This is a genomic window from Roseomonas rosulenta (assembly GCF_016106005.1).
Taxonomy (GTDB): Bacteria; Pseudomonadota; Alphaproteobacteria; order Acetobacterales; family Acetobacteraceae; genus Neoroseomonas; species Neoroseomonas rosulenta.
Genome location: NZ_JACADR010000158.1, coordinates 1 through 10,158, shown reverse-complemented (window position 1 = coordinate 10,158; position 10,158 = coordinate 1). Strand labels below are relative to the sequence as shown.

The 10,158-nt window shown below is 72.2% G+C and carries 12 protein-coding genes and 1 pseudogene; 7 read left to right on the top strand and 6 right to left on the bottom strand.

Annotated features, from left to right (window positions below; all coding sequences use genetic code 11):
• Both HW578_RS17240 and HW578_RS17235 read left to right on the top strand, forming a co-directional pair.
• Window positions 1–661, top strand: a 661-nt coding sequence (locus HW578_RS17240; protein ID WP_198371847.1) for an MFS transporter, incomplete at its 5' end; no start/stop codon positions are given.
• 63 nt (window positions 662–724) lie between these two features.
• Entirely contained in the window at window positions 725–1,354 is a 630-nt protein-coding gene (locus HW578_RS17235; RefSeq protein ID WP_198371846.1) for a SprT family zinc-dependent metalloprotease, read from the top strand.
• A 29-nt stretch (window positions 1,355–1,383) separates the two neighbouring features.
• On the opposite strand, the gene HW578_RS17230 is transcribed toward HW578_RS17235, so the two are convergent.
• The 4 genes from HW578_RS17230 to HW578_RS17215 all read right to left on the bottom strand — a co-directional run bounded on the left by HW578_RS17230 (window position 1,384) and on the right by HW578_RS17215 (window position 4,883).
• Window positions 1,384–2,130: an SIR2 family NAD-dependent protein deacylase gene (locus HW578_RS17230; RefSeq protein WP_198371845.1), complete on the bottom strand. Its 747-nt coding sequence runs from the start codon at window positions 2,128–2,130 to the stop codon at window positions 1,384–1,386.
• Window positions 2,127–2,891, bottom strand: a complete 765-nt coding sequence (locus HW578_RS17225) for a methyltransferase domain-containing protein (RefSeq protein ID WP_198371844.1) — start codon at window positions 2,889–2,891, stop codon at window positions 2,127–2,129. Before HW578_RS17225 ends, HW578_RS17230 begins: the two co-directional genes overlap by 4 nt.
• 142 nt (window positions 2,892–3,033) lie before the next feature.
• Window positions 3,034–4,092: a patatin-like phospholipase family protein gene (locus HW578_RS17220; protein WP_369407912.1), complete on the bottom strand. Its 1,059-nt coding sequence runs from the start codon at window positions 4,090–4,092 to the stop codon at window positions 3,034–3,036.
• On the bottom strand, window positions 4,089–4,883 hold the full coding sequence (locus tag HW578_RS17215) for a 3-hydroxybutyrate dehydrogenase (protein ID WP_198371843.1): 795 nt from the start codon (window positions 4,881–4,883) through the stop codon (window positions 4,089–4,091). The genes HW578_RS17220 and HW578_RS17215 overlap by 4 nt, the downstream gene beginning before the upstream one ends.
• A gap of 178 nt (window positions 4,884–5,061) precedes the next feature.
• Here HW578_RS17215 and HW578_RS17210 point away from each other — a divergent pair, with 178 nt between their 5' ends.
• The gene (locus tag HW578_RS17210; protein ID WP_198371842.1) at window positions 5,062–6,741 is read left to right on the top strand and encodes a methyl-accepting chemotaxis protein; all 1,680 of its coding nucleotides are present in this window, start codon (window positions 5,062–5,064) and stop codon (window positions 6,739–6,741) included.
• A 69-nt stretch (window positions 6,742–6,810) separates the two neighbouring features.
• Here HW578_RS17210 and HW578_RS17205 read toward each other — a convergent pair whose 3' ends face one another.
• On the bottom strand, window positions 6,811–8,232 hold the full coding sequence (locus HW578_RS17205) for a dihydrolipoyl dehydrogenase family protein (RefSeq protein WP_198371841.1): 1,422 nt from the start codon (window positions 8,230–8,232) through the stop codon (window positions 6,811–6,813).
• On the bottom strand, window positions 8,225–8,932 hold the full coding sequence (locus HW578_RS17200; protein WP_232479056.1) for a TVP38/TMEM64 family protein: 708 nt from the start codon (window positions 8,930–8,932) through the stop codon (window positions 8,225–8,227). Before HW578_RS17200 ends, HW578_RS17205 begins: the two co-directional genes overlap by 8 nt.
• Before the next feature lie 194 nt (window positions 8,933–9,126).
• On the opposite strand from HW578_RS17200, the gene rpmH reads away from it, so the two are divergent.
• The 4 genes and pseudogenes from rpmH to HW578_RS27890 form a co-directional block, all read left to right on the top strand.
• Window positions 9,127–9,261, top strand: coding sequence for a 50S ribosomal protein L34 (gene rpmH, locus HW578_RS17195; protein WP_198371839.1), 135 nt, complete (start codon window positions 9,127–9,129; stop codon window positions 9,259–9,261).
• A 25-nt stretch (window positions 9,262–9,286) separates the two neighbouring features.
• Window positions 9,287–9,661: a ribonuclease P protein component gene (gene rnpA / locus HW578_RS17190; RefSeq protein WP_198371838.1), complete on the top strand. Its 375-nt coding sequence runs from the start codon at window positions 9,287–9,289 to the stop codon at window positions 9,659–9,661.
• Between the two features lie 17 nt (window positions 9,662–9,678).
• Window positions 9,679–9,966, top strand: coding sequence for a membrane protein insertion efficiency factor YidD (yidD, locus tag HW578_RS17185; RefSeq protein WP_198371848.1), 288 nt, complete (start codon window positions 9,679–9,681; stop codon window positions 9,964–9,966).
• Between the two features lie 5 nt (window positions 9,967–9,971).
• A pseudogene (locus HW578_RS27890) lies at window positions 9,972–10,158 on the top strand (membrane protein insertase YidC); the annotation flags it as partial.

Genomic DNA, 10,158 nt, shown 5'->3' with positions numbered 1-10,158 from the left:
GGCCGCCTTCGCCGCGCTGGCGGCCGCGTCCCGCCCGGTGCCGCGCGCGGCGACGCCCCCGCCCGGCAGTGCGCGGCTCTCGGCGCGCGAGGTGCGGCTGATGTGCCTGGCCGGTGCCTGCTGGGCCTGCGTGAACGGGACCTACATGGTCCTGGTCACCTTCGCGCCGCCGCTGCTGGTCGAACGTGGGCTCGGTGTGGCGGAGGCAGGTTTCGCGACCTCGCTGATGTCATGGGTGAACATTCTCGCGGTGCCGGCGGGGGCGATGGCGGCGCGCCGCGCGGGCGCCGTGCGGCCGATGGTGGTGGGCTGCATCACGGCCGCCGCGTTGTCGGCTGCCACGCTGCCCTTCGCGCCGGTCGGCTGGGGCGCGGCCATCCTGGCGGGGCATGGGCTGCTGTATGCGCTGCCGATCACGGTGTTCTCGGCGCTGCCGGCGATGGCCGTGCCGGCGGAACGACGGGCGCAGGGGCTCGGCGTCTATTTCATCTTCTTCTATGCCGGATGCACCGGCTTTCCGCCGCTCGCCGGATGGTTCGCGGACCGCTTCGGCGGTGCGACGGCGCCGGTGCTGCTGGCGGCGGCGCTGCTGGTGGCGGCGCTGGCGTTGTTCGCGCTGTTCCGCCGCGAGTTGGCGCGCCCGCCTGCGGAAAGCCGCTGACGAAGCCGGGCCGGCCGGGCTAGCCTCGGGGTCTCCGCCGCAACCGGAACGAGGTCCGCCCGCATGGCCACGTACTTGCTCTACGGGATATCGAGCGACCGCTCTCCCCCCAAGGTGTCCGACTATGTGGGGTACAAGTTCCCGGAATCCGTCGACGTCCCGGCGGCCTATGCTGGCGGCGGCACGTCGCTGCGCGTGGCCAACCTGTTCGAGGCGGCCTTCGCGGAACTCGCGGAATGCGCGGCGCGGCGCACCTGCGACGCGCATTTCCGGAGCCTCGGCGGCGGACTGACGCTGTCGGAGATCCTCGAGGGCTGGAAACTGTACTTCTTTGCCTTCGGCCCGGCGGGGCAGATCGGCCAGTGGTCGGCAACGGACGACGGCGTCGCCTTCGGGCAGGTGGTCGGCACCTATCCCGCGACATCCTTCGCCGAGATCGGCATCCACATCACGGCGCTGCGCAGCGCGCATTTCCTGGCCGGGACCCTGCTGCACGAACTCGCGCATCTGGCGGGGGCCCCGGGCGCGTCGGCCTCCGACCTCGAACGCATGGCGGCGGGCACGCTCTCGCGCGCGGATGCGCGGCGCCTGCATGCCGCCGAACGCGCGGTCTGGGCCTGCGGGCTGCGCAGCCAGTACAAGCCGAGCGTGATCGGCGCCCTCGACCGTATCATGGGCCAGCGCCCGGTCTGACCGCGGCGGCGGCATCCTGCGGGCCGGCGTCAGTTCGTCCCGGTCGCGCTGCCCAGCACCTCGGCGATGCCCTCGCGGATCACCAGGTCTGCGATGGGGTCGAGCGGCGTCTCCTGCCGGTTCAGGATGACCAGGTGCGCGCCGTTCCGCTTCGCGACCTCGGGGAAGCCCGCCGCCGGGTAGACCACCAGCGAGGACCCGAGCACCAGGAACAGGTCCGCCGCCAGCGTCTCCTGCTGCGCGCGGCGCATCGGCTCCTCCGGCATGGACTGGCCGAAGCTGACCGTCGCGGTCTTCACCAGGCCGCCGCAGCCGGTGCATCCCGGCACCTCGCCATGCCTGTCGAAGGCGGCGCGCAGCTCCGCGATCTCGTGCCGCGTGCCGCAGTCGAGGCAGGCGGCGTAGGTCGAGTTGCCGTGCAGCTCGATCACCTGGTCGTCGGGAATGCCCGAGGCCTGGTGCAGCCCGTCGATGTTCTGCGTGATGACGGCGCGCGCCCGGCCCTGGCGGACCAGCAGCGCCACGGCGCGATGGCCACGGTTGGGGCGGGCGGCGCGCATCACCTCGTCGCTGTCGAAACGCCGGCGCCAGGCCTCCCGCCGTGCGGCCGGGTCGGCCACGAAATCCTGGAACAGGATCGGCTGCATCTTCGTCCAGACGCCGTTGGTGCCGCGGAAATCCGGAATGCCGGAATCGGTGCTGATGCCCGCACCGGTGAAGATGGCGATGCGCCCGGCGGCCTCGAGCAGCCGGCGCAGCTCGGCCGTGGCGGTCATGGCATGCGCGCCAGGATGAACAGGCGGCGGAAGGGCAGCAGCACCGCCCCGTCCGCCCGCGGCGGATAGGCGGCGCGCATCGCCGCGCGGTATGCGTCGAGGAAGCCCTGGCGCAGCGCGCCCTCCAGCACGTCGAGGAAGGGGCGCAGGCTGGTGCCCATGGCCCATTGCACCACCGGGTCCTCGCCGCGCAGCACGTGGATGTATTCGGTGACCCAGAGGTCGAGTGCCGCCACGCGCGGACGCAGAAGGTCGTAGTAGTCGCCGGGCGAAAGGATGGCCGGTGCGCTGGCCACGCGCGCGAGCGTCGCGGCCCATGGACCCTCGCGTGCGATGCGGTCCTGCTCCGCGCGCAGCGGCGCGGCGTGCATCGAAGGCATCTGCACGGCCAGAACGCCGCCGGGCGCGAGGTGCGACAGCAGGCGCGGGAACAGCGCCGCGTGCCCGCCCAGCCATTGCAGCGCGGCGTTGGAGAACAGCACGTCCACCGGCGCGTCCGGCGTCCAGGCGGCGATGTCGGCCTGCTGCGTCGCGAAGCCTGTCGCCTTCGTCAGCATGGCGGCGCTGCCATCCACGCCCATCACGGCCGCGCCGGGGAAGCGCGCCGCCAGCGCCGGCAGCGCATTGCCCGCGCCGCAGCCGAGGTCCACCGCCCGCGTCGGCCCCGGATGCGCGATGCGCCCGATCAGGTCGAGCGCCGGGCGCAGCCGTTCATCCTCGAAGCGCAGATATTGCGCGGCATCCCAACTGGACTGGCTCATCGTGCCACCTTCCTTTCGGCCCGAGGCCCTGCCTCGGACCGGGAGCGCACAGCGCGACCGCGCCCAGACCAACCGCCGTCGCCAAAGCGCCAGTGCATGGCGCGCAAGCCAAGCCCGCGGATGCGGGCGCCGGCGCCTGATGTCATAGAAACCGCGCGCGGATATCCACGCTGCTCGCCCGGCCGAGCTTGTCGAAATGCTCGCCGAGCCACAGCTCCGCCGCGTCCCGCCCGTACTGCTTGAGCGTGCACAGGAAGTCCCAGTCGCCGTTGAACTTCGTGCTGAGCTTGAACTTGCGCATGCGTTCCTCATCCTCGATCACGTGGATGAACAGGCGCCGGTAGCGCGGCTGTTCGAGCCGCCCGGTGTCGAGCAGGCGCTGCACGAAGTCGATGGCGCGCATCTCGGCCATCAGCGATCCGTTGAAGGTGATCTCGGTCAGTCGGTTCAGGATGTCGGACGCGCTGATCGGCGCTTCCTCGCGCACCTGCGGGTTCAGCTGCACCAGCACCAGGTCGGGCGGCCCGCCCTGGTCATACAGCGGCCAGAGCGCGGGATTGCCGAGGTAGCCGCCATCCCAGTAGGGCTCGCCGTCGATCTCCACCGCCTTGAACACCTGCGGCAGGCAGGCCGAGGCCAGCAGCATCTCCACCGTCAACTCGCGCCGCGTGAAAACGCGCGGCTTGCCGGTGCGCACGGAGGTCGCCGAGACGAACAGCCGCGGCGCCTTCGCCTCCATGCGCAGCCGCTCGAAGTCAATGCTGTCCTCGAGTGCCGCGCGCAGCGGGTTGTAGTCGTAGGGGAAGGGGTTGATCTGGTAGGGCGAGAGCACGCGCGAGAGGGTGTCGAAGGTGCGGTAGGCGACCGACCAGGTGAGGTCGTGGCCCCACATCAGCTTCTCGAACGGTGTCGACCGCAGCGGGCTGATCGCGAGCCGCGCCGCGATCGACCTCCAGAAGCGGTCGAGGGCCTTGATCGCGCCAGCCGGCCCATCGGCCAGCAGCCCTTCCACCAGCATGACGCCGTTGATCGCCCCCGCCGAGGTGCCGGACAGCCCGTCCACCTCGAGCCGGTCGTCCTCGAGCAGGCGCTCGAGGACACCCCAGGTGAAGGCGCCATGCGTGCCCCCGCCCTGTAGCGCCAGGCTGATGCGCCGGCGCGCGGGCGGCTTCGCGATGGCGGGCGCGGCCGGCTCGCTCACGCCGCCATCCAGCCGCCGTCGATCGACAGCGCGGCGCCGTTCACCCCGCCCGATCCGGGGCCGCACAGCCACAGCGCCATCTGCGCCACCTCCTCCACCTCGATCCAGCGCTTGGAGGGCTGCTTCTCGAGCAGGTGGTCGCGCAGCGCCACTTCCTCGCTCACGCCGTACTTGGCCGCGAGCGGGCCGACCTGCGCCTCGGCGAGCGGCGTGCGCACGAAGCCCGGGCAGATCGCGTTGCAGGTGATGGGCGTGGTCGCGACTTCCAGCGCCACCACCTTGGTCAGGCCGACCACGCCGTGCTTCGCCGCCACATAGGCGGCCTTGTAGGGGCTGCCCGCCAGGCCGTGCGCCGAGGCGATGTTGATGATCCGCCCCCAGTTGCGCTTCCGCATGCCCGGCAGCGCCGCCTTGATGGCATGGAAGTTGGACGACAGATTGATCGCGATGATCGCGTCCCACTTCGCCTCGGGGAAGTCCTCGACCGGGCTGACATGCTGGATGCCGGCGTTGTCCACCAGGATGTCGACGGCACCGAGCGTCGCCTCGCAGTCGGCGACCATGGCGCGGATCTCGTCGGGCTTCGACATGTCGGCGGCGGAATAGGGCGCGTCGCCGCCGCCCATCGCCGCACCGACGCTGGCGCGTGCGGCGGCGATCTCCTCGGGCTTGCCGAAGCCGTTCAGCATCACCTTCGCCCCCGCCTCGGCGAGCAGGAGCGCGATGCCATGGCCGATGCCGGAGGTCGATCCGGTGATCAGCGCCGTGCGGCCTTCGAGAGTGCGGTCCATGTCGGGTGTGCCTTCGATCCGGAGTTGAGGGCGCATGGTGGCGAAAGCCGCGCCGCCGAGGAACCCCCGGCGGATCTGTCGGGGCGCGGTTAGGAAGTGGCAATCGATCGCACCTTACGCTGCCGCCCGGCCGGTTTGGAATGCCTGCCTGGCTGTCCATCAACCGTGAGGGCCTCTGATGGTTTCGAACCTCTCGATCTCGAACAAGCTCCGCCTCGGGGTGGGTTTGCTATTGCTGTTGCTGGCCCTGCTGGTCGGCACGGCCGTGGTGTTCAACCGGACTGTCCAGACCAGCGTCGCGGCGCTCGAGGACAACTGGCTGCCCTCCATCCTGGCGTCGTCGCGGATCAACAATGCCGCTCTCGACCTGCGCCGCACCGAACTCGCCCTTGGCGTATTCGAAGACCCCGCGGTCCGACAGGAACAGATCGCAGCGGCCTCGCGCCTGGTGCGCGAGGTGAATGTCGCGGTGGAGGCCTATCGCCCGCTGGTGACCCCGGGGGACGAGGCACGCATCTTCGCGCGGATCGAGGGCGCGCTGCGCGACGTGCTCGGCCACCACGAGCGCATCATGGCAGCGGTGCGCGCGGGCGACCGTGCGCGCAACAATGCCGCCCTGCTCGACTCGCGAGCGGCCGTGACGCAGCTCGTGGCCGCGATCGAGGATCTCAACACGCTGATCACCCGCGAATCCACCGCGGCGACGGAGGTGGCGCGGTCCAGCATGTCCACCAGCATCACCGTCACACTCGCGCTGGGCGGCGTCGCGATCCTGCTGGGCCTGGTCATTGCGGCGATGCTGGGGCGCAGCATCTCGGGGCGGATCGTCGCACTCTCCGTCGCGCTGGGCAGCCTCGCGCGCCGCGACTACGGCTTCGAGAACAAGGCGATCGCCCACAAGGACGAGATCGGCGCCATGGCGCGCGCGCTCGAGGAATGCCGCGACGGCCTGAAGGAGGCCGACCGCCTGGCCGCCGCCCAGGCCGCGCAGGCAGCGGAGCGCGCTGCCCGCACCGAGCGCATCGACACCCTGGTGCAGGCCTTCGAGGCCGAGGCGACCGCCGTGCTGCGCACCGTCAGCGCCGCCGCGACCGAACTCGCGGCCACCGCCTCCGCCATGACCGAGACCGCCGAGGACGGCACGCGACAGGCCACCGTCGTCGCCGCGGCCTCGGAACAGGCGAGCATGAACGTGCAGACCGTCGCCGCCTCGACCGAAGAACTCGCGGCCTCGATCGCCGAGGTGGCGCGCCAGGTGCGCGACACCGCCGGCATCACCAACCGTGCCGCCGACGCCGCGCGCGAGACCGATACCACCGTGCGCGGCCTGGCCGAGGCGGCGAACAAGATCGGCGACGTGGTGCGCCTGATCAGCGACATCGCCGGCCAGACCAACCTGCTGGCGCTGAACGCCACCATCGAGGCCGCCCGCGCCGGCGAGGCCGGCAAGGGCTTCGCCGTCGTGGCCAGCGAGGTGAAGAACCTCGCCACCCAGACCGCCAAGGCCACCGAGGAGATCGCCGCCCAGATCTCCGCCATGCAGGCCGAGACGGGGCGCACGGTGGAGGCGATCGCCGCGATCGCCCGCACCATCGAGGAACTGAACGCCAATACCAGCCAGGTCGCCGCCGCCTCCGAACAGCAGGCGGCCGCCACGCAGGAGATCGGCCGCGCCGTGGCCGAGGCGGCACAGGGCACGCAGGAGGCCTCGCGCAGCGCCATCGGCGTGAAGCAGGGGGCCGAGCGTACCGGTGGCGCGGCGCAGGACCTGCGCGGGGCCTCCACCGAACTGGCCGAGCAGTCCGAAAGGCTGCGGGGGCAGGTGGATGGGTTCCTCGCGGGTATTCGCGCGGCGTGACACTCCGAGGGGCTTTCAGCCCCTCGGGCTCCCCGACCAGGGGGCTGCGGCCCCCTGGACCGCGGAGACTCAGGGCAGGTACTTCAACAGGCCTACGATGCGCTTCACGGGGGCGGACAGAAGCTTGGGCGTGTAGAACTCGGAGGCGGCACGCTTGCCCGCCTCCTGCGCGGTCGGGTAGGGCAGCACGGCGCCGGCCAGGGCCGACAGGCGGCGACCGATCATCAGGGCGAACATCCCGGCCATGTTTCCGACGCCCGGCCCGACCAGCGAGGCGCCGAGCAGCCGGCCCTTCGCGTCCACCATCAGCTTGACCAGGCCCTCGGCGCGGCCCTCCGCGACCAGGCGGTCATTTTCCGCGAGCGGCCAGCGCAGGATCGTGAGCGCCGTGCGCCCCGCGGCACGCAACTCCGCCTCCGTCGGGCCGATCTGCGCGATCTCGGGATCGGTGTAGGTGACCCGCGGCAGGGCATCGTAGGACACCCGTGCCGGCAGGCGGAACAGCATGGACCGCGCGATGATCCCGGCATGCTGCGAACAGACATGGGTGAAGGCGCGCGGACCGAGGCCGACCGGGTCCGCGATGTCCCCCGCCGCCCAGACCCGGCGGTTGGACACCGACCGCAAGGCCAGCGTGGTCGCCACCCCGCGCGGCCCGAAGGCCACCCCGCCAGCCTCCAGCCCCAGCGCATCGAGCCGCGGCGCGCGGCCCACCGCCAGCAGCAGATGCGTCCCGGTGATCCGCCCGCCATCTTCCAGCACCAGGGTGACGCCCTGGACGTCCGGTTCCACGCGCGCCACGCGGGCCCCTTCGTGCAGCGCCACGCCATCGGCCAGCAGCGCCGGTCGCAGCCCGGCGACGCATTCCGCATCCTCGCGCGCGGCGATGGACAGCGCCTCCACCACGCTGACGCGGCAGCCGAGCCGCGCATGCGCCTGCGCCATCTCGAGCCCGATCGGGCCGCCGCCGATGATCACCAGGTGGCCGGGCTTCTCTGGCAACGAGAACAGCGTCTCGTTGGTCAGGAACGGCACCTCCTGCAGCCCCGGGATGGGCGGGACGATGGCGGCCGATCCCGCGGCGACGACGGCGCGGCGGAAGCGGTAGCGCCGCCCGCCGGCCTCGATCGTGTCGCGAGCCACGAAGCGAGCGGTGGCGCGCACCACGTCCACGCCCATGCCGCGGAAGCGTTCGGCGGAGTCGTTGGGGGCGATGGCGGCGATGGCACCGGCCACATGCGCGCGCACCCCGGCCCAGTCGATCTGCGGTTCGCCCACCCGCACGCCGAAGCGGTGGGCGCGCCGCGCCTCGGCCGCGGCGTGCGCGGCCGCCAGCAGCGCCTTGGAGGGTACGCAGCCATAGTTCAGGCAGTCCCCGCCCATCTCGCCGCGTTCGAACAGCGCCACCTTCAGGCCCAGCCCGGCCGAGATCGCCGCCACCGACAGCCCCGCGGCACCCGCCCCGATCACCGCCACATCCACGTCAGGCATCGCCGTTCCTCTTGCGCCACCAGGCGCCGATCAGGGAGAGCGCCGCGAGCCCCAGCAGCGGCAGCAGGATGGGCGGCGAGAAGATGATGCCGAGCTCCGGCCGCCCCCCCGCCGCCAGGATGTCGCTTAGCCCCGCCCCAATGCCGGAGAACACCACCGTGCCTGGAATGATGCCGATCGCGGTCGCCGCGGCATAGGCGCCGAAGGGCATCCCCACCAGCGCCGGCGCCAGGTTGACCAGCCAAAAGGGCACCACCGGGATCAGCCGCAGCGTCAGCAGGTAGAAGAAGCCGTCGCGCTCGAGCCCCGGGCGGATGCGCTCCACCAGCCCCGCCGCACGGCCGGCGACCAGGGGGGCGAGGGCGCTGCGCGCCGCCAGGAACAGCAGGCAGGCGCCGATCGTCGCCCCCACCACGGTCAGCGCGGTGCCGATCCAGGCGCCGAAGAGCAGCCCGCCGGCCAGTGTCATCACCACCCCGCCGGGCAGGGAGAGCGCCACCACCACCACATAGGCCAGCACATAGGCCCCGGCCGCCAGCACCGGCCGCGCCGCGACCCAGGCATCGAGCGTGGCCCGGTGCTGGCCGAGCGCCTCGAAGGACAGCAGGCGCGTGGCGCCGGACGCCCAGGCGGCCGCCACCAGCCCCGCCAGCAGCAGCAGGGGCCAGAACCTTGCGATCGGCGCGCGGGGAAGGGGCATGTCCATCTCGGATAGCGGTTCGGCATCCCTGCGCCCAGAGTTACGCGCCGGGCGGGCGGTGCGCGGTTGACGCCTGGCGATCCCCCTCCCTATACCTCCGCGCCTCGCCGGGGTGCCCTTTCGCTGGGTTGCCGCCGGCGCGTCCTGCTGGCGGCGCCGCCAGCGGGCCGATACCGAGTTTCAGGAGACTTGTCGTGAAGCGTACCTACCAGCCCTCGAAGCTTGTCCGGAAGCGCCGGCACGGGTTCCGCGCCCGCACCGCAACGGTGGGCGGCCGCAAGGTGCTCGCCAACCGCCGCGCCAAGGGCCGCAAGCGCCTTTCGGCCTGATCGCGACCGCCGCGCGGAGCCTCGCATGTCGGGAGCCGCTGACCCGGCCCCGCCCGTTCCGGGTGCGCCCGCCGGCCGGCTGAAGAAGCGCAGGGATTTCCTGCGCGTGGCCTCGCGTGGGAAGCGCGCGGCTCGACCGGGGCTCGTTCTCCAGGCGGCGCCCGGCGATCCGTGCCTGCTGCGGGTCGGCTTCACCGTCACCAAGAAGGTCGGCAACGCCGTGGTGCGCAACCGCGCGCGGCGGCGGCTGAAGGAAGCGGCGCGCCTGACGTTGCCCGGCACCGGCGCCATCGGCTGGGACCTCGTGCTGATCGGCCGCGATGGCACCGGCGCGCGGGACTTCGCCACGCTGATCGCCGACCTGCGCGGCGCGCTGCGCCAGGCCGGAGTGACGCCGTGACTGCCGCGCCGGCCACGATGGTGCTCAAAGGCTGCGTCCACGCGTACCGCTACACGCTGCGCGGCATCATCGGCAGCCATTGCCGGCACTACCCCTCCTGCAGCGACTACGCGCTTGAGGCGCTGGACACGCATGGCGCCCTGCGAGGCACCGGCCTGACCGCGCGGCGCATCCTGCGCTGCAATCCCTGGCATCCGGGAGGTTTCGACCCGGTGCCCCCCGCCAAGAATTCGTTCTCGCGAGCATCTTCGCCCGATCCGGTGAGTCCACCTGACCGGGATGCTGCTCTAGCGCCGAAGGGCTGAGATTCGTGGACCAGAAGCGCCTTTTCGCGGCCATCGCCCTGTCGATCGGCATCCTGCTGATCTTCGATGTTTGGAACCGCACGAACCGCCCGACGCCGCCGCCCGCGCCGAGCCCAGCGGCGCAGGCCCCGGTGCCTGCCCCAGCGGCCGGCGCACCTGGCGTTGCCGTGACGGCCGCGCCGCCGCGCGCCG

Coding starts and splice junctions, on each gene's coding strand:
- HW578_RS17210 (WP_198371842.1), top strand. CDS start 5,062: ATGGTTTCGAACCTCTCGATCTCGAACAAGCTCCGCCTCGGGGTGGGT.
- rnpA (WP_198371838.1), top strand. CDS start 9,287: ATGTCGGGAGCCGCTGACCCGGCCCCGCCCGTTCCGGGTGCGCCCGCC.
- yidD (WP_198371848.1), top strand. CDS start 9,679: ATGGTGCTCAAAGGCTGCGTCCACGCGTACCGCTACACGCTGCGCGGC.
- HW578_RS17205 (WP_198371841.1), bottom strand. CDS start 8,232: ATGCCTGACGTGGATGTGGCGGTGATCGGGGCGGGTGCCGCGGGGCTG.
- HW578_RS17200 (WP_232479056.1), bottom strand. CDS start 8,932: ATGCCCCTTCCCCGCGCGCCGATCGCAAGGTTCTGGCCCCTGCTGCTG.
- HW578_RS17225 (WP_198371844.1), bottom strand. CDS start 2,891: ATGAGCCAGTCCAGTTGGGATGCCGCGCAATATCTGCGCTTCGAGGAT.
- HW578_RS17215 (WP_198371843.1), bottom strand. CDS start 4,883: ATGGACCGCACTCTCGAAGGCCGCACGGCGCTGATCACCGGATCGACC.
- HW578_RS17235 (WP_198371846.1), top strand. CDS start 725: ATGGCCACGTACTTGCTCTACGGGATATCGAGCGACCGCTCTCCCCCC.
- HW578_RS17230 (WP_198371845.1), bottom strand. CDS start 2,130: ATGACCGCCACGGCCGAGCTGCGCCGGCTGCTCGAGGCCGCCGGGCGC.